The sequence below is a fragment of the Streptomyces sp. NPDC006643 genome, assembly GCF_042870175.1.
In the GTDB taxonomy this organism is placed as follows: domain Bacteria; phylum Actinomycetota; class Actinomycetes; order Streptomycetales; family Streptomycetaceae; genus Streptomyces.
The window spans coordinates 105,585-122,887 of the sequence record NZ_JBIAHA010000006.1; the positions used below are offsets into that span (position 1 = coordinate 105,585).

14 protein-coding genes, 1 tRNA gene and 1 pseudogene are annotated in these 17,303 nt (G+C 68.5%); 7 read left to right on the forward strand and 9 right to left on the reverse strand.

What is annotated here, in order from left to right; translation table 11 throughout:
* The first annotated feature begins 128 nt into the window (after window positions 1-128).
* Window positions 129-1,088, forward strand: coding sequence for a Yip1 family protein (locus ACFYNU_RS10210; protein ID WP_356587495.1), 960 nt, complete (start codon window positions 129-131; stop codon window positions 1,086-1,088).
* A 69-nt stretch (window positions 1,089-1,157) separates the two neighbouring features.
* On the opposite strand, the gene ACFYNU_RS10215 is transcribed toward ACFYNU_RS10210, so the two are convergent.
* From ACFYNU_RS10215 to ACFYNU_RS10225, 3 genes are all read right to left on the reverse strand, one after another.
* Complete coding sequence (locus ACFYNU_RS10215; protein ID WP_356587862.1) at window positions 1,158-1,664, reverse strand: phosphoribosyltransferase; 507 nt, start codon at window positions 1,662-1,664, stop codon at window positions 1,158-1,160.
* Between the two features lie 5 nt (window positions 1,665-1,669).
* Window positions 1,670-2,245 (reverse strand): dCTP deaminase, encoded by a 576-nt coding sequence (gene dcd, locus ACFYNU_RS10220; protein ID WP_356587497.1) that lies wholly within the window; start codon window positions 2,243-2,245, stop codon window positions 1,670-1,672.
* Window positions 2,246-2,318: 73 nt separating this feature from the next.
* Complete coding sequence (locus ACFYNU_RS10225; RefSeq protein WP_356587499.1) at window positions 2,319-2,516, reverse strand: hypothetical protein; 198 nt, start codon at window positions 2,514-2,516, stop codon at window positions 2,319-2,321.
* A gap of 185 nt (window positions 2,517-2,701) precedes the next feature.
* Between ACFYNU_RS10225 and ACFYNU_RS10230 the strand changes: the two genes are divergently transcribed.
* A tRNA-Gly gene (locus ACFYNU_RS10230) sits at window positions 2,702-2,775 on the forward strand.
* A 283-nt stretch (window positions 2,776-3,058) separates the two neighbouring features.
* Here ACFYNU_RS10230 and ACFYNU_RS10235 read toward each other — a convergent pair.
* From ACFYNU_RS10235 to ACFYNU_RS10245, 3 genes are all read right to left on the reverse strand, one after another.
* Window positions 3,059-4,264, reverse strand: coding sequence for a site-specific integrase (locus tag ACFYNU_RS10235; protein WP_356587501.1), 1,206 nt, complete (start codon window positions 4,262-4,264; stop codon window positions 3,059-3,061).
* Window positions 4,261-4,527 carry a helix-turn-helix domain-containing protein gene (locus ACFYNU_RS10240; RefSeq protein ID WP_356587503.1) on the reverse strand — a complete coding sequence of 89 codons (267 nt, stop codon included), beginning with the start codon at window positions 4,525-4,527 and terminating at the stop codon, window positions 4,261-4,263. Before ACFYNU_RS10240 ends, ACFYNU_RS10235 begins: the two co-directional genes overlap by 4 nt.
* A 107-nt stretch (window positions 4,528-4,634) precedes the next feature.
* Window positions 4,635-4,763: a hypothetical protein gene (locus ACFYNU_RS10245; protein ID WP_356587505.1), complete on the reverse strand. Its 129-nt coding sequence runs from the start codon at window positions 4,761-4,763 to the stop codon at window positions 4,635-4,637.
* Window positions 4,764-5,488: 725 nt separating this feature from the next.
* On the opposite strand from ACFYNU_RS10245, the gene ACFYNU_RS10250 reads away from it, so the two are divergent.
* From ACFYNU_RS10250 to ACFYNU_RS10270, 5 genes are all read left to right on the forward strand, one after another.
* Window positions 5,489-6,394, forward strand: a complete 906-nt coding sequence (locus ACFYNU_RS10250) for a helix-turn-helix domain-containing protein (RefSeq protein WP_356587507.1) — start codon at window positions 5,489-5,491, stop codon at window positions 6,392-6,394.
* 7 nt (window positions 6,395-6,401) lie between these two features.
* Window positions 6,402-7,223, forward strand: a complete 822-nt coding sequence (locus ACFYNU_RS10255; RefSeq protein WP_356587509.1) for a hypothetical protein — start codon at window positions 6,402-6,404, stop codon at window positions 7,221-7,223.
* Window positions 7,220-8,824 carry a hypothetical protein gene (locus tag ACFYNU_RS10260; RefSeq protein WP_356587511.1) on the forward strand — a complete coding sequence of 535 codons (1,605 nt, stop codon included), beginning with the start codon at window positions 7,220-7,222 and terminating at the stop codon, window positions 8,822-8,824. Before ACFYNU_RS10255 ends, ACFYNU_RS10260 begins: the two co-directional genes overlap by 4 nt.
* 313 nt (window positions 8,825-9,137) lie before the next feature.
* Window positions 9,138-9,533 carry a plasmid mobilization protein gene (locus ACFYNU_RS10265; RefSeq protein WP_356587513.1) on the forward strand — a complete coding sequence of 132 codons (396 nt, stop codon included), beginning with the start codon at window positions 9,138-9,140 and terminating at the stop codon, window positions 9,531-9,533.
* Window positions 9,530-11,254 carry a relaxase/mobilization nuclease domain-containing protein gene (locus ACFYNU_RS10270; protein WP_356587515.1) on the forward strand — a complete coding sequence of 575 codons (1,725 nt, stop codon included), beginning with the start codon at window positions 9,530-9,532 and terminating at the stop codon, window positions 11,252-11,254. The genes ACFYNU_RS10265 and ACFYNU_RS10270 overlap by 4 nt, the downstream gene beginning before the upstream one ends.
* A 538-nt stretch (window positions 11,255-11,792) precedes the next feature.
* Here the strand turns inward: ACFYNU_RS10270 and ACFYNU_RS10275 are convergent.
* The 3 genes and pseudogenes from ACFYNU_RS10275 to ACFYNU_RS10285 all read right to left on the reverse strand — a co-directional run bounded on the left by ACFYNU_RS10275 (window position 11,793) and on the right by ACFYNU_RS10285 (window position 17,041).
* Complete coding sequence (locus ACFYNU_RS10275) at window positions 11,793-12,263, reverse strand: hypothetical protein (RefSeq protein WP_356587517.1); 471 nt, start codon at window positions 12,261-12,263, stop codon at window positions 11,793-11,795.
* Window positions 12,260-13,509 (reverse strand): annotated as a pseudogene (locus ACFYNU_RS10280) (IS256 family transposase). Before ACFYNU_RS10280 ends, ACFYNU_RS10275 begins: the two are co-directional and overlap by 4 nt.
* A 136-nt stretch (window positions 13,510-13,645) precedes the next feature.
* Window positions 13,646-17,041, reverse strand: coding sequence for a hypothetical protein (locus ACFYNU_RS10285; RefSeq protein WP_356587519.1), 3,396 nt, complete (start codon window positions 17,039-17,041; stop codon window positions 13,646-13,648).
* Window positions 17,042-17,303 lie beyond the last annotated feature (262 nt).

Consider the following 17,303-nt stretch of genomic DNA (forward strand, 5'->3'; position numbering starts at 1 on the left):
CCTCTCCTCCCGCCCCTGGGGCCGGCCCCCCAGGGCTCCCTTAGGGGATGTCACAGGTCGGCCGCAAAGGCCCGCCTGTTCCGGCTCCTCGGACCACGCACCCGCCCGAAGCGGGTACGTTCGGTGACGTGGCTGGATTCAGGATCGGACGCGGCCGGGACAACCGCACACGTCAGCAGGACCCGCAGCAGCAGCCGTACGGACGGCAGGCGGCGCCCCCTCCGCAGTACGGAGGCGGACAGCCGGCACCCCCGTACGGCAGACAGCCGAGTCCTCCGCAGCAGCAGTGGCCGCAGCCGGGCGCCGGACACCCGGGCCCGCAGCAGGGCGGCTACGGCTACCCCGGACCGGGCGGGAACGGCGGTCACGGCGGGCACGGTGAGCCGGAGTACTTCGGCGACCCGTACAACCAGCAGCACGGCGGAGGCGGCGCCCCCGACCCGTACGCCAACAACCCTGGTCACACGCAGCAGTTCAGCGTGGACGAGGACGGCTACGGCGACGGCTCGACGTACCACGCGGGCACCGCGCCCGCGCCGCCGGCCGGCCCGCGCCTGCACTGGAAGCAGCTGCTGAGCGGCATCGTGCTGCGCCCGAACGCGACGTTCTGGCAGATGCGGGACTACCCGGTCTGGGGCCCGGCGCTGGTCGTGACGTTCCTCTACGGTCTGCTCGCGATCTTCGGCTTCGACGGCGCCCGCGAGGAGGCGATCAACGCCACCCTCTCGACGGCCATCCCGTACGTCCTGACGACGGCCGTGGCCTTCGTGATCGGCGGCCTGATCCTGGGCGCGGTGACCCACACCCTGGCCCGCCAGCTCGGCGGCGACGGCGCCTGGCAGCCGACGGTCGGCCTCTCGATGCTGATCATGTCGATCACGGACGCACCGCGCCTGGTCTTCGCGCTCTTCCTGGGCGGCGAGAACTCTCTGGTGCAGATCCTCGGCTGGGTCACCTGGATCGCGGCGGGCGCGCTGTTCACGGTGATGGTCAGCAGGTCGCACGACCTGCCGTGGCCGAAGGCGCTGGGCGCGTCGGCGATCCAGCTGATCGCGCTGCTGTCGCTGATCAAGCTCGGCACGATCTGAGACGGCGGGGCCCTCGGCACGATCTGAGACGGCGGGGGCCCGCCGCCGCGCGTACGGCGGCGGCGGCCCTCACCCTCCCCGTACGACGGGGGGTTCCACGCTCCAGGGAAAGTTGATCCACTCGTCGGTGCGCTTCCAGACGTACTCGCATTTCACGAGCGACTGCGACTTCTCGTAGATGACCGCGCTGCGGACCTCGGCGACGGTGTCGAGACAGAATTCATGGACGAGCTTGAGGGTGCGCCCGGTGTCGGCGACGTCGTCGGCGATGAGGACCTTCTTGTTGGAGAAGTCCACCACGTTGGGCACCGGCGCCAGCATGACCGGCATCGCGAGGGTCGTACCAACTCCGGTGTAGAACTCCACATTCACCAGGTGGATGTTCTTGCAGTCGAGCGCGTAGGCGAGCCCCCCGGCGACGAAGACCCCACCGCGGGCGATGCTCAGCACCACGTCGGGCTCGTACCCGTCGTCGGCGATCGCCTGCGCCAACTCCCGTACGGCGACCCCGAATCGCTCGTAGGAGAGATTCTCCCGCGTCTCCCAGGTCGTCCGGGTCTCCGGCAGGCCCTCCACGCGCGTCACACCTGCGTCCGGTGGAAGTTGAGGAACGACCGGGAGGCGGTGGGCCCGCGCTGCCCCTGGTAACGGGACCCGTAACGCTCCGAGCCGTACGGGAACTCGGCCGGCGAGCTGAGCCGGAACAGACACAGCTGCCCGATCTTCATCCCCGGCCAGAGCTTGATGGGCAGCGTCGCGAGATTCGACAGCTCAAGCGTCACGTGCCCGGAGAAGCCGGGGTCGATGAACCCGGCGGTGGAGTGCGTGACAAGGCCCAGGCGCCCGAGACTGGACTTGCCCTCCAGGCGGGAGGCGATGTCGTCGGGCAGCGAGATGACCTCGTACGACGACGCGAGCACGAACTCCCCGGGGTGCAGGATGAACGCCTCGTCCCCGGCCGGCTCGACCTTCCGCGTCAGATCGGTCTGCTCGACGGCGGGGTCGATGTGGGGGTAACGGTGGTTCTCGAACACGCGGAAGAACCGGTCGAGCCGTACGTCGATGCTCGACGGCTGCACCATCGATTCGTCGTAAGGGTCGATACGCACGCGCCCGGAATCGATCTCGGCCCGGATGTCCTTGTCAGAGAGAAGCACGCCCCGAGGATACGCAGAACGCGCGGGCCCACCCCAACTCGGGCAACCCCGCGCGCCCCACCGACCACCTGCGCTAGCGCCGCCCGCCCTCCGCGGATCCGACCACGGGCACAGACACGGGCACCGCGTGCCGCAACCGAGCACAACGCGGACACCGAATCAACCGACCGGGCCCAAGCCGCCCGGCGTCAAGCTGCTGCATCGGGAACGACGTAGTACTGAACACATGCCCTTCGGCACAGCGGACGACGGTGCGATCCATCAAGTCCATCAGGTCCCTTCCCCAAAAACGCGGACGAACCCACACATTAGGGGATCAACAGAACGCCCAACCAAGCGGCACTCCGACGAGGGACGCTACGCCCCAACTCCCGCGACCAACGCCGCCATCGAGCACCGAGAGTCGACAATGGGGTAGAGTGTCCAGCGAAGCGCCGCAGATCATGGCAGCTCCACGCGGGTGTAGTTTAATGGTAGAACATGAGCTTCCCAAGCTCAGAGCGCGAGTTCGATTCTCGTCACCCGCTCCACGACGAAGGCCCAAGTCAGTGACTTGGGCCTCCTTTGTTGTCTAGACCATTTTCCGGCCGCGTGCCATTCGCGTGCCATAACGACCCCTCCGACCAGGTCGGACGTTGCTGTCGGACCTCCTCAGGCGGCGCCTGACACTCCGTCGTCTCATTTAATGAGACACACTTCGAGTGACCTGCATCACAAGAGATTCATCTGGGTGGGCTGTGCGGGGGCGAATCCACCGCGGGGCGACTGCTCTTGTCGTCGTCACTCTGCGGTAGGAGGAGGCAGTCCTTCGGACTACCGGCGACGAGCGGGTTGTGCGCCAGGTCCCGGCGGGCGCGGCACGAGAGGGTGAATGGTCGCGCCGCTGCCACTCTGCTGGGTCGGCTCTGTCTGGCGGCGGACGTCGTGGTCGATGTCGGCGGCGAGCCGGCGCTGGTGCTCCTTGGTGGAGTGCTGGTAGATGAGCTGCGCCTTCTCGGAGGACTGGCCCGCGCGGACCATGAGGTCCTTCAGCTTGGCCCCCGTGTCGGCGGCGAGGGTGTTGCCAGTGTGCCGCAGATCGTAGAAGCGGAAACCTTCAGGCAGGCCCGCCTGATCCCGGGCTCTTCGCCACTTGCGCCCGAAGGTCGTACCGCGCAGGGCCGCGCCCTTCTCTCCGACGAACACCAGCCCGTCGCTTCCTGGCTCGGCGAACCATTCCAGGTGACGGCGGAGATCGTCGTACAGGAAGGCGGGCAGGACGATCTCCCGTTTGCCGGCCCGGGACTTGGGGTCGCCGATGACGCGGTGCCCGGTGTTCAGCTCGGGCGCGGCACGGCGCACCCAGAGAGAACCCGCTTCGAGGTCGATGTCCCCTCGGCGGAGTTCGGCGAGTTCCTCAGGGCGCATCGAGGCGAACGCGCCGAGGAGGACCATCAGCCGCCAGCGCAGGCCGATGACATCGGCGACAGCGAAGACCTGGGCCACCGTCGCGACGGGCCGTTCGTCGGCCTCCTCGCGTCCCGCACCGCGGATACGGCACGGGTTCTTGCGGATCATGTCGTCGTCGACCGCGGTCTCCATGACGGCTTTCAGCAGCCGGTACGACTTGGCGACCGTGGTCCTGCCCGTGGCCCGCAGCCGCTCCGCGCGCCAGGACCTGACGCGGGCCGGGCTGATGGCGTTGACGTACAGAGCCCCGAACGTCGGCTCCAGGTGCAGCCGCAGGAGCCGGCGGTACAGCTCGTCCGAGGTGGGCGCGAGGCCCCGTTCGTCGATCCAGCGGGTGGCGTATTCGGCGAACAACACCTCGCCGTCGGCCGGGTCGATCCAGTCGCCACGCGTCTGGTCGGCCTGGATCTGTGCGAGGAAGACCTCGGCGTCGCGCTTCGTCTCGTACGTGTCGGGGGCTGGGCGCAACACGCCGTCGGGGCCCGGGTAACGGGCCTGGTACCGGCCGGACGGCAGCTTGCGTATCGCGCCGAAGCGGCGACGCGAAGCCCCACGGGCGCGGGCGGTCAAGCCACTCTCCCGTGACGGGACCGCGCGCTGCGGACGGGCTCGATGGTCCGCTCGTCCACGTAGGCGCGAAGGACACTTTCGGCGATGCGGACGTACTTGCCGACCTTGACGTAGCGGATACGGCGCTCGTGGATCAGGCGGCGTATGAACCGCTCGCCGGTACCGAGCCGTTCGGCGGCTTCGGCCACGGTAAGGAGGCGATCGGGTTCGTTGCTCACCTCCTTCCAGACAGCGGTCCGGGCGGAGGGTCCGCGCGAGGGCATGGCGGAGCGGTGCAAGAACGTTCCTGTTCCGGCGCGCGGGACTGGCATCCCTGGGCGGCGCCTTGGGTGTTGATCGCGGAAGGGCGGGGAGAGGCGGAGCTGGCCGGCTAGGCGGCGGTTGGCTCCCGCAGCAGTGCGGAGGGCGAGACGCGCAGCGCGCCCGCAATGACGACGAGGTCGTCGATACCGGGGCGTCGTGGGGTGCGTTCGATGCGGCACATGGCGGTGTTGGTCACCGGGCGTCCCAAAGCGGTTGCCCGGTGGGCGAGTTGACACTTGTCGATGCCGTGCCGGGTGCGGAGGAATTCAAGGATGGGATCACCCCGGATTCCTGGCTTCCCTATTGCGAGCGGTCTGATTTCCATAGCCAAATTTGTACCTCGCGTTCGCCGGTTTGGTGAACCGGCGTTCTGCGGCTATGTTGCGCCCCGTTTCACCGTCACAGGGAAGTTGAGCGGGGTGCCCGGGGGCGAGGTGCGGGTGTCGGCGGCAGGCGTCGAGGCGTGATCTGACGTGGGGTTGTGTGTTGTAGCTCGGGTCGCGGCGGCTGTGCAAGGTTTCCGCGATGTGATGCTTCTGGCTTTGCCGGTGCGCGGGCTTTTTCGTCAACCGGCGTTTCGGGTCTACCGTTATTGAAAGGCCCCGCAGCAGGTGTTCGCCGACAGCTGTGCGCTTTCTCCGGTGAATGCTGGACTTGTGCGGCGTCACTGTGGCTTCTTGGATTCGCCCGCCAGGAAATGAGGCCGGCTCCCGGCGCGCAAAGCGCCGGGAGCCGCCAAGTCCCCTGCCGATTCGCCCTTCCGCGACGAACACAACGGTGCGCCATGGGTGCCAGCCCATCGGCCACCGGGTGAGGAAACTCCATGCCCGATCTTACGGCCCAGCCCGCCGTAGCGGCCTCCGATGCCCCGAGCCCGAGCCAGCCGCCTGGTCCCACCGCAGACGGCCGCCGGGGCGGCCGATGAGCAAGGACGCCCGTGAGTGGGTGTGGGAGCACAGCTCCAGCCGGGGAACCGCGCGCCTTGTCCTGCTGTCGATCGCCGACCGGGTGCCGGACGGGCAGTGCGTCGCCTGGGCCTCGATCGCCTCCCTCATGCAGCGGACGAACGCGAGCCGCAACGCCGTACGCAGCGCCCTGACCACCCTCGCGGCGAGCGGCGAGCTGCAGACGCTGGACGCCTTCGTCGGCCCGCAGCGCAGCACGGTGTACCGGCTGCCGCGCACCGCCGCGTGGCTCGCCGAGGTCGCCGCGGCCACGACGGACGACCTCGACGCGTACGTCGAGCCGGCCGCGTCCGATCCGGTGCCTGAGGTGGACGGGAAGCGGCTGCGGAAGCACGGAATCTGGCCCAAGGGCGGGGCGGAATCCGACCCCCGCCGTCAGAATCCGACCGAGTCGGAATCTGACCCCTCACGTCAGAATCCGACCCCTCGACGGGTCGGATCCCGACCCCCGGAAGGGTCAGAAACTGACCCCCAGAACCGTAGTGAACCGAAGGTGAACCGAAGTAGGTACAGCAGCAGTGGTGCTGCCCCGGTCACCTCGGCCGACGAGTGGCAGGCCGACCCGGACACCCACGCCTGGGCCCGGCAGCAGGGCCACCTCGACCGCCTCGGCGAACACGGTCTCGCCGCCGCCGACGCGAAGTGGCGTGCCCACCGTGCCGCATTCCAGCCCCGCACGGCAGGAGCGTGGGCGGCGGACTGGCGGTCCTGGATCACCCGGGAGCACAGCCCCACCCCCAGCCGCCCCAGCCTCTACGCCCTCCCCGGCCAACACCCCTCTCCCGCCGGAGGATTGACCCGCACCGAGGCCCACATCGCCGCCCTGCGCGCCGCGCTCGACGAGCCGAACGGAACGGAGTAGCACCCCGGTGACCCCCAACGAAGTCGGCGCTCTGCTGGCCTACCTCGGCCGGCTCGACCCGCGCCTCATCCGCACCGACACCGGCGAAGCCCGCGACCAGATAGCCCAGTGGCACCACCTGCTCGGCGACGTGCCCCTGGACACCGCCCACGGATGGGACACCCGCCTCGTCGCACGGGAACACATCCTCAACTCGCCCTACCCGATCCTCCCCGCCGACATCGCCCGCCGGTGGAACGCCAACCGCCGCGACCGCCTCCAGCGGCACACCGACCCCACCCCGACCGCCGATCCGGACGACCAGGCCGCCTGGACCGCCGAACTCGCCCGCACACGAAGGGCCGTGGCCACCGGCAGCGCAGAGCCCGCCCAGCACAGGGCCATCACCAGCGGGCGTGACGGGATCGACCGGGCGCTGGAGGCGCGGCTGCGGGAGATCGGCTCGTGCATACCCCCGGCCGTCCGCACGCAGCTGGCCACCTACCGGCCCACCCGCGCGGCCCGCGAGGCAGCCATCGCACAGGGCCGACCGGATGCCCTCGGCGTCCGCTGCGAGTGGTGCCACGCCGCCGAGGGACAGCCCTGCCGCAGCAGGCGCGTGGGCCCGGACGGCGGCGCCAGAGGCAACGCACCACGGACTACTCCCCACCCGTCCCGCCTCGAATCCGCCGCCGCGCAGCACGCACAGCAGCCCGCAACGACCTCCGAGCGTCCAAGGACAAGCTCGACGAGCAGCCGACCCGCGCCCAACGGCCCCGATACGGACGAGCCAGCGACCCGCCAGATGTCGGCCGACACCGCGAACGCCCTTCTCAGAAAGGCCGCATGAGCAACCTCCTGCCCTCAGGTTCGATCACCGACCTGCTCACTCTTCTCGCGGTCGGGGTCGCGTTGACCGGCGGGTTGGCCCTCGCCGTGGCGGGGTGGTCGAGACGGCGGCGCACCGCACGCAGCCCGCACCAGCCGGGCAGTCCTGCGGTGAAGGTCGCCGCGGTCGCGGCGGTCGGCTGCACCGCCTACAGCGCCGACACGAGCTGGCGGTTCGCCGCCGACTACCTCGACATGGCCGGCACCATGGAGCGGGCCGCGATGTTCGGCGCCGCGGAACTGGCCCTGTTCGCCACCGCGCTGATGGCCCGCCAGAACCTCAACAGCCAGGGCGCACCGGGGCTTCCTGGCAGCCTGGTCTGGGTCATCACCGGGGTGCAGATCATCCCGGCGTACGCCGAGTCCGGGATGGTCGGCGGCACGGTACGGGCCTTCGTCGGACCCGTCATGGCCGCCATGCTCTGGCACCTCGCCATGGGCATCGAACTGCGCCTCCACAAGCCGGACGCCGCTTCGAAGAGTCTCCTGGCCACGCTCAGACGCGAGGTGCGCGAGCGGCTTCTGTCCCGCCTGGGCATCGCCGCCCGCGACCGTGACGCCGCGCAGATCACCCGCGAACGCGCCACCGCCCGCGCCGTCACCCTCGCCACCCGCCTCGCCGAACGCACACCCGCTCAGAGGCAAGGGTGGCGCGGGCGGAGACTCACACGCCGCCTGTCCAAAGCCGTGGGACGCGCCGCAGTCGGCACCGACCCAGCGCAGCGCGCGCAGCTGCTCGACCAGCTCGCCGCCCGCAGGCACGCACTTGCCCTTGCCACGGTTGCCCTCCCCTCCCCCTGGACCGTCGTGCACAACAAGCGCGCTGATGCGGTATCAGACACGGCCCCCTCACCGGGAGACCGGAACACCTCGGTCCCCGGCGACGGTCCCCGCGCTGAAACCGAATCCTTCGGGGACCGGGCATCGGGGACCGAAAGGGGACCGGTCCCCGAAAGCGAAAAGCACGACGCCGGGACCGACGTGGGGACCGAGCAAAGCGAACTGGGGACCGACGAGAAGGCCGAGGACTCTGCGGGGACCGACGCCGTCGTCAGCGACGAGGACTGCGTCGAAACCGCTGGTCAGGCGACTCCTGAGCAGCCTGCCGTGATGCATCGCGGGGGCCGGGACCGCCAGAGCACCGGCGTGGGGACCGTCCGCCGTGGGGACCGGGGCCAGCTTCTCGCCGTCACGGGGACCGCGCGTCACGGGGACCGGGACCGCAGAACCACACGCGTGGGGACCGAGACGGAGACCGAGGATCACGGGGACCGAGAGCGAGCTCGCACGGTCCCCGTGCGACGGAACCAGAGGGCGAAGGGCAAGCGGAACCGGTCCCGAACGAGGCAGACGAAGGGTGCGCCGAAGGGACCGGCCCTGTCGATGGACCAACTCGTCGCCAGGGTTCGGCCCCACGTCCCGGCGGTGCTGGAACGCGACGGCAACGAGACCGTCACCCGGGTTCAGCTGCGGGAAATCCTCCGCCACGAGGGCCTCACGGGCGGCCGGAACGACCGCCTGGGCGTCGTCCTGCAAGAACTGCGCACCGAAACCACCACCTGACATCCGACAACCACCCACGAGAAGGAAACCGAACTCGATGACAGAACCGCAGCACGCCCCCGCCCACGAGCCCGGGAGGGAAGACACCAACTCGACCTCAGGCGGAGCAAGTTATCGCGTGAGCATTGCTGCCGATGGCAGCAATGCTCACGCGTCTCCCGCCCCGGAGGTGGCGGGAGCCGGTCGGCGCCAGGGGGCGCCGGCCGGTCCGGATGGGGCCGAGGGCGGCCTCCATCCGGAACAGCAGGAGGAGCAGCATGAGTGCCGTCGTTCGTCGTGTGAGCACGCTTGCGCCGCTCCGTTGAAGCCGCGTGTGAAGCAGCGTGAGCGTCTGCGTGACAACGAGAAGCGCATGCACCAGCCGAGCTGCCGCATGAACGACACGGAGTACCAGCGTCTGGCCCGAGGCGCTGCCGCCTGCGGTATGAGCATCGCCGCGTTCCTCGCCCGCGCCGGCCTCAACGCCGCCCGTGATCTCGACCGGACCGCCGCCGAGGTGGCCGGTGAACGCGAAGTGGTGAGCGAGCTGTTCGCGCTGCGCCGGCGTCTCGGGCAGATCGGCAACAACCTCAACCAGGTCGCCAAGGCCGCCAACTCCGGCGCCGACGCACCCCATGCCACGGCTGTTCTCGACGCCGTCGAACGCGCCGCGCGGCGGGTCGACGCCTTCACCCAGCAGTACCTCACCGGCGAGAACCGGCCCGGATGATTCCCCGTGTTCAGAAGCGGGGCAGCCGCACGGTCGGCCTGATCTTCTACCTGTACGAGCCCGGCAGGTGCGAGGAACACACCGACCCCCACCTCGTCGCGGCCTGGGACGCCTTCGCCCCCGACCCCGGTCGCCACCCGGACGCCACCCACGGCGACCTCGCCCGGCTCCTGGACCAGCCCGTCGACGCCCTGTCGCCCTCGCGTCGCCCCGACCAGCACGTGTGGCACCTGTCCGTACGCGCGGCTCCCGAGGACCCGGTGCTCACCGACGAGCAGTGGGCGGACATCGCCCGGCGTATGGTCGCCGCCACCGGCATCGCCCCCACCGGAGACGACACCGCCTGCCGGTGGGCCGCCGTACGCCACGCGGACGACCACATCCACATCGTCGCCACCCTCGTACGCGAAGACGGCCGCAGACCACGGCTGAACAACGACGCCGCCCGCGCCCAGGCCGAAGCACGCCGCCTCGAAGCCGAATACGGCCTGCGGCAGCTCAACCCCGGCGACGGCACCGCCGCGAAACGCCCCACCAGCGCGGAGCGCCACAAAGCCGAACGCGAGAACCGCCCCCAGACCCCACGCGAGGAACTACGCGAAACCGTGCGCCACGCAGCAGCCGGCACCCTGAACGAGACCGAGTTCTTCGAACGTCTCACCGCCGCCGGTCTCCTGGTTCACCAACGTGTCGCGCCCTCCGGCGACCTCCTCGGCTACAAAGTCGCCCTGCCCGACGACCGCAATCACGACAGTGAACCCGTCTTCTACGCCGGTTCCACCCTCGCCCCCGACCTCTCCCTCCCCAAGATCCGCAAACGGTGGACCACCGGCGGTCCGGAAGCGCCGGGTGACGCACCGGCCGACGCGTCCGCAGGTCGTCGGTGGCCGGGGCCGGGGGGCGCGAGGCGGCGGGCGAGCTGGGCGATGTGGCAGGCGCTGCTGGTCATCGACCACGGCACCGACGAGCAGGTAGCCGTCCGCATCACCGGGGCGGGGGAAGTCCTGGACGCGCTCGCCGCCACCTCCGACACTGCCACCAGAAGTGAACTTCGCCGGGCGGCCTTCGTGTTCGAGCGCGCCACCCGCTCCCACACCCAAGCAGCGCATGGGCATGACCGGGCGTTGCGCCGGGCCGCCCGCGACCTGGTCCGCAGCGGGCCGGCCCTCGGGGGCGGGGAGGACGGGGCGACCACGGCCATGGTGATCGACATGGCGTTCTACCTGATCACCGCCGCCGTCCACTGGCACGCCCGCAAGAACCACACCCAGCAGGCCGCCGCCGCCCGCCAGAGCGCCGAACACCTGCGCAACGCCTACCGGGCCGCCGCCCGACACCCGATGGCCCTCCTCCACCAGCGAGGCCAACACCTCACCCAGCCCCGGCTACAGCGACAGGCCGTGCATCTTCGCACCGCGGTGCCGGAGCTGGCCGAGCAGATCCTCGCCGAACCCGGCTGGCCCGCCCTGGCCGCCACCCTCGCCGACGCCGAAGCCGCCGAACAAGAGCCTTCCGAGCTGCTCGCCGAAGTGACCAGGCGCTGGGAGCTTCACACCGCCGACTCCGTCAGCGACGTACTCGTCTGGCGGCTGCGCCGCATGGCCAACCTGCCCGCCGACGCCGAACAGATAGCCGTCGCCGGAGATCTGCCCGCGCCTTCACGAGCGCGCGTCGTCGGCCAGGCGAAGAGTCGTACGGACCGACCACGTCAACGGCGGTGACCAGGGAATGCTGACCGATACGACGGTCGAGGTCGCCCTCTGGCAGTACTGGCCGGAGGGCGACCGTTGGATAAAATGACCGGCTACGAAGAGCTGGTGAAGCGGGTGCCCTGCACGCCGGGGAAGAGCCCGGGAGCGAGACTGATCGCGAAGTCCCGGATGGGTACTTCGACATTGAATATGAGACGCCCCCGTTTCTTATGACGTGATTGTTTACTGCTCTGTGCATGACGGATCTGGTCGAACCGTCGGTACCGGCAGAGTTGCGGGTGTTGTTCCGACGGGGTGGTGTCATCGGCTGATGCGAAGCGGGGGCCGGGTCCGGTCCAGGCCCGATCGCCTGCGGCCTGCCTCTGTCAGTGGGCATCTTGGCCCGAACCTCCACGACAGCCGCGCCCCTGCTTCTTCACCGCAGACTCAGCAACTGAATTGACCTCTTAGAGTCCCTTGCTGGACTGCCCGACACACAGATGTTGAACATGCCCTCCCGCTTGACCTGGAGCAATCGTCAAGACTTGTGGATGAAGTGACCTGCGGATCAGTGTGAGCTGTGCCGCTGGAGGGTGGTCTTGGCGGTGTTGCGGATCCGTTTGGTGCGGCCTTGCTCGGCGAGGAGGCTGACCGCGTCGGTGTTCGACGTGGTGGCCACTATGAGCTGAAGCCAGTTGGATGAGCCCAGGAGGGTGTCCGGGCGCCAGGGCTGACCCTGCGCGACGGCCCGGAAGAGGGACCACTCCTGCAGGCGCTGCGCCAGGAACGGAGAGCTCGTCGTGGCTTCGGTCATCATCTCGGCCCAGGGCTCGTAGCCAGGTCCGAGGTGGAGTGCGCTGGCGCGGTGGTCCAGGTGCCGTAGGACGGCGGACTCGGCCATCATCTGGTCCGGATCGGCGAGGACCTCGCGGATCAGCTCGGGCTCGTCGGCGTCGGTGACCTGTTCCAGCGCGCTGAGGTAAGCCCAGAAGCGCAGGTGCTCGGCCGGCTCCTGCGGCTGGAGTGCTTCGTCGGTCATGCGACCTGCTCCTGCCGCTCGACAAGGACACCATTCTCGAAAGTGGCGCCAGCACGAACCAGTGCGACCAGGTGGGCGCCGGTGATCGCGCGCCAGCGGTCCTGGGCGGACTCGACCAGCTTGAAGACCATGGCCAGGGCCGCGGCGGGGCTGCCGGCGCCGCGGGTGACCTTGGTGCGGAGCTTGACGGTGGCGAAGGTGGACTCGATGGGGTTCGTGGTACGCAGGTGGATCCAGTGCTCGGCCGGGAAGTCGTAGAACGCCAGCAGTTCCTCCCGGTCGTCGGTGATTTTCGTGGCGGCCTTGGGCCACTTGGTGCCGTAGGTCTTCGCGAACGCGGTGATCGCCTTCTCGGCGCGGGTGCGGTCTTCGGCGTTGTAGATCTCCTGCATTGCCTTCGTCGCGCCTGGCTGGGCGGACTTCGGCAGGGCATTGTTCACATTTCGGGTTTTGTGGACCCAGCAGCGCTGATGGCGGGCCGCGGGGAAGACCTCGGCCAGGGCCTTCCACAGGCCCATCGCGCCGTCGCCGACCACCAGCTCCGGGTCGCGCATGCCGCGTCGGCGGCAGTCGCGCAGCAGGTCGGCCCAAGACTCGGTGGACTCGCGCAGCCCCTCGGCGATAGCGATCAACTCCTTGGTGCCGTCGACGCGCACCCCGAGCAGGACCAGGACGCACGAGTGTGCCTGGCCGAGGGGATCTTGGGGTGGACCCCGTCGGCCCATACGTAGACGAAGTCGCGGTCGGACAGGTCGCGGGCCTGGAAGGCTGTGTGGTCCTCGCCCCACTGCTTCGTCAGCCGGGTCACCGTGGCCGGCGACAGTCCGGCGGCCGAGCCGAGGAACTGCTCCAGCGCGGGCACGAAGTCCCCGGACGACAGGCCGTGCAGGTAGAGCAGCGGCAGCACCTCGCTGACTTTGGGCGACTTGTGGCACCACGGCGGAAGGATCTTCGAGGAGAACCGCTTGCGCTCGCCCGTGGACTCATCGACGCGACGGTCGTTCACCCGCGGTGCCCTGACCTCGATGGCCCCGGCGGCCGTGGCCACGGTCCGGGGCCGGTGGCGGCCGTTGCGGACCACCAGGCGACGACCAGATTCGTCGGTCTCGGCCGCCAACTCGGCTATGTACTGGTTGACTTCCGCCTCCAGAGCGGCAGCCAGCATCCGGCGGGCGCCTTCACGGACAATCTCGTCGATCAGGGAGCCGGACTGGGTGGAGCCGTCATCGGTGACTACGCTGAGCACTGGGCGTACCTTCCCGACCCGCGCTGCAACGCGGGCCTACTCGGAGACCTTAAGGATCATTCGGGAAGGTACGCCCTCCGCGTGCCCTCCCGGAACCGATCCACAAGTCTTGAGCATTGCTCCTTGACCTGTGCCACTAGTCACGGTGGGTTAGCACGATGCGTGCAGCTGCGGACTTGTCCGCCTCGGCAGCCTGACTGAACAGGTTCATGAGCGCCGTTCCTGCCCAGGGATGCCCTATTTCCTGAACTAGCGCCTCGTAGTAGCGACCCAGAGCGGCCAACAGCGGACCGTCACCGCTTTGAACCTCCGCAGCCCCTTTGCGTAGACCTTCCAAGAGAAAGGGCAGTGCTGAGGCGGAGACCCAGGGCTGCGTCAGGGCTTGGACGGAAAGCTTCTGCAGGTTGCCGGACCTGTGGGAGGGCAGCGTTGCCCGCCAGAGGCCCGCGTAAGCAGCTGCCAGCCAGGCCGAAGCATGGTCCGGTTCTGAAGCGATGATCTGTGCAACTGCATCAAGGACCAACCGCACCACGCCCTGCACATCGGCCCAGGCCGTCGGCCGTGCGATCGCGGCAGCTACCCCTCGTGCGTGCCAACCGTCGGCCTGCGCTGCAAAACCGTACACGTCGCTGGAGAAGGGTATGTCCATGTAGAAATTCCGCAGGAGTTCGGCCTTCAAAGCCATCGCCTCCTCCGGTGCCATGGTCTGCTCGCGTTGGCACGCGTCGATCAGGGCGAGCGTTCCGAATGCGGGTACACCCACCGACCGGGCGGCCGCGCGCAGTGCTCGGTCGTCGCACCACAACACCAGGCCGTGCTCTTTGGCCAGATCCAAGCCCGTGAGCCATGCCTCCGTACCCCGGCCAGCAGGCATCCCCGGCAGTGCACGCAACTCCGGTCGGGCCACCCGCGGCAGTGAACGCACAATGTCAACGGCACGCTCGAGCGTGCGACGCAAGGCACTCACCTCCTCATCCGGAGCAACGTGAAGATTCGCCCGTGATTCGTCCTCATTCCAGACCAGCGTGGCACCGGACCGCTGGGCGAAGAAGTCGAGGGCGTGGAAAGCATCGCCAACGATCTGGTCGGTTGTCACGATGCTCCGGCAGGAGCCGATGAGCCGTTCGGTGGCGCCCCGCTCCAACAGGGCAAGAGACACCGCCGCACTTGTATCCACGACCACCCGCCGGGTCAGCGCGGCTTGGATAGCACCCGCCTCCACCGCGTTTGCGGACGGGTCGGAGGCGAACACACCAGGCCGTCCTGCAGTGAGCCGCACACACAACTCGGCGTATGACCTGCCGGTCATCAGGGCCAGCATCCCCATGGGAAGCTGGCCTTGATTGATCCGCTCTCGGATCTCACGACGGTCCTCGTGCTCGCGGCGCAGAATCTCGCCGATCTCGTCGAGCACCGCCTGCGGATCCGTGGCATCGAGGGCGCGGAAGTAGACGCTGTCCGGGAAGCGCTCCAGGTAGTCCGAGCTCGCTTCACGCATCAGCTCGGCCGTCTCTGCAGTCATGGGCTGTGACGTGGTGGTGCGCCAGTAAAGAACTCCCAGGAAGACCCCTAGCAGTTCGTCATCCTGTGGCCAGTTCTGCATCAGTTCCAGCGCACGCCCGACGAACTGTGGATCAGCAGAGCAGCGTGCCCCCAGTTGAACCCACAGGAGCGCTTCATTGCGGCGCCTTGGTGCAACTGCCTCCCCGAGTTCGGTGAGCGTCTGCCACGCTTCGTCTTGCTGTGCCCGTGTGGCATAGCACCTCACCAGGGCCCAGCGCGCGTCCAGATTGTGCGGGTCCAATCTCAGGAGCACGATGGCCGCGTCGGTGGCCGACTCCCAGTTCCCTGCAGCGGATTCTGTCTCAACGAGCAGCTCATACATCGCACCTTGCGCTGCCCAGCCTGGGCCGGCGATCCTCAGCGCGCTCTCAGCGCACTCTTTAGCCTTCTCGTAATCCCTCGCTTGTTGATAGGTGCGGGCTGCTGTTGACATCAGCTGCGCATCGCGCCACTGTGCTGCGGCTTCCTGCAGGGTGGCCGCAGCCCTTTCGAAATCGCCGAGTTGTTGATAGCGCTGCGCCAGATTCAGGGCGATGAACGGACTCTGGTTCGCGTTGGCACGCAGAACCGACAGATCGCCGCCCGCTGCACCGCTGACGGCGCGGGCGAACTTCTCAAGATCCGCTACTGCTTCGGGATAGTCACCCCTCAAGTGAGTGATCCCAGGCAGGCTCTGCCCAGATTCCACCAGTCCCATGGCCGCCATGAGCTGCTCGGGTCCCGTCTGCGCTGCATCCCATGCGTGTTGCCAGGCTTCGGCTACCCGCTCGTCCTCGCTGTCACTGTTGGCACGGCGTTCCTCCAGCACAGCCAACACCTGCGCTGTGACGAACGGGCTTGTCACCACGTCCAAGAGTTCGCGCGCCCGGTATTCGCGGCCCGTCATCGCCGCGATCAGGGCACTCTCTTCCAGGACCCGAGGATCCTCCGCTTCTTGCGCGTTGGCGTCTCCTTCTGGAGCCAGCTGTGAGAGCGCCCAGGCGGTCGCCGCATCCTGGCTGAGCAGTGCGGCCTGCATCCCCAGGACCACCGCTGCCGCACTGTCACCGAACCATTCCCGACGTGCGTTACGCACCCGTAGGCTGACGGCCAGGGCTTCCTGGGCGTCGGCGAGTTTACGGCGCGTAGCGCGGCGCGTAGCTCGCTGCAGCAGGGTCTGGGCCAGCGCCAGCCCAAGCTGAGGAAAGCGCGCGATATCAGCGTCTCTCAGAGCTGGCAGAGCCTGGTCGGTCAAGTCCTGCCCTACGAGGGCGTCCGTTGTGAGGAGAAGTTGCAGAGCTTGCGCACTGTCATCAGGAGGCGTCCACCGGCTGAGATGGCTCAGGGCTGCGGGCCGGTCGCCGTCGAGGACAGATCCCAAGGCGTGAAACAGCGGCGAGTCCAGATCTTGATGGGCAGTCAGATACGAACGTGCGCTGCCCGCGGTCAATGTCTCTGCCTGCAGTGCAGCCAGTACGACGAAAAGGTCACGAGGGAATCCGCCCTCGCGTACCGCCCGTTCATAGAAGGAGAACGAGGCGGTGCGGGCATCGTATGCCGACGCCAGTTGGGCTAGCCAAGGAAATGCATCGGCGGGGGCGCTGACGAGCCACTGCGGCTCGTGCCTGGCCCACTGCTCCAGTATGTTCTTGCGCGAAGTCCTGCCTATCGGAAGCTGGTTGACGACCACTCCCACGTGAGGCCAGTGATCACACAACCGGCGCGCTTCCTCTTGGAGCACGGGCGGCAAGGTCCCTAGCGCCTGATCGAAGCCGGACCCGCCCGCACCCAGCGCCGCGCCCCCGTCGGTCACGTACTGCGTTGCAATGAACGTGACCTTGCTGTTTTCACCGATCGCAGAACCGACGATTGCTCCGCCGGCCGCGACCGCACCCGGACCGGCAGAAACCGTCCGCGCGGCTTCGACGGGAATTTCGCCTCCTGGAGCGGTGGTCTGGCTCTTGCCGAGAAGCCAGGAAAACAACTTCACCGTTCACTACCCTCCCCGAGGGCGCTGTCCGTAATGTCACCACCGGTCGCGATCCCGTCTCTACCAGCTCGCACATCATCTGCGTTCCGCCTCCCAGCACTACTCGGCGTGGTGTGAGGACCGGTCACCTTAGAGTTGTTCCCGATCGCAGAGCCAGTGATGTTGCCTCCAGCCACGATCGACCCTCGGCCTCCACGCACGCGACGCCCACCTGGAGACCCACCAACTGTGCTGCGGATCAGGACGATCACAGACACCAACA

Excerpts from the sequence above, each read along its gene's own strand:
- ACFYNU_RS10250 (WP_356587507.1), top strand. The coding sequence starts at position 5,489 with ATGAGCAAGGACGCCCGTGAGTGGGTGTGGGAGCACAGCTCCAGCCGG.
- ACFYNU_RS10240 (WP_356587503.1), bottom strand. The coding sequence starts at position 4,527 with ATGCCCTCGCGCGGACCCTCCGCCCGGACCGCTGTCTGGAAGGAGGTG.
- ACFYNU_RS10270 (WP_356587515.1), top strand. The coding sequence starts at position 9,530 with ATGATTCCCCGTGTTCAGAAGCGGGGCAGCCGCACGGTCGGCCTGATC.
- ACFYNU_RS10260 (WP_356587511.1), top strand. The coding sequence starts at position 7,220 with ATGAGCAACCTCCTGCCCTCAGGTTCGATCACCGACCTGCTCACTCTT.
- ACFYNU_RS10275 (WP_356587517.1), bottom strand. The coding sequence starts at position 12,263 with ATGACCGACGAAGCACTCCAGCCGCAGGAGCCGGCCGAGCACCTGCGC.
- ACFYNU_RS10225 (WP_356587499.1), bottom strand. The coding sequence starts at position 2,516 with ATGGACTTGATGGATCGCACCGTCGTCCGCTGTGCCGAAGGGCATGTG.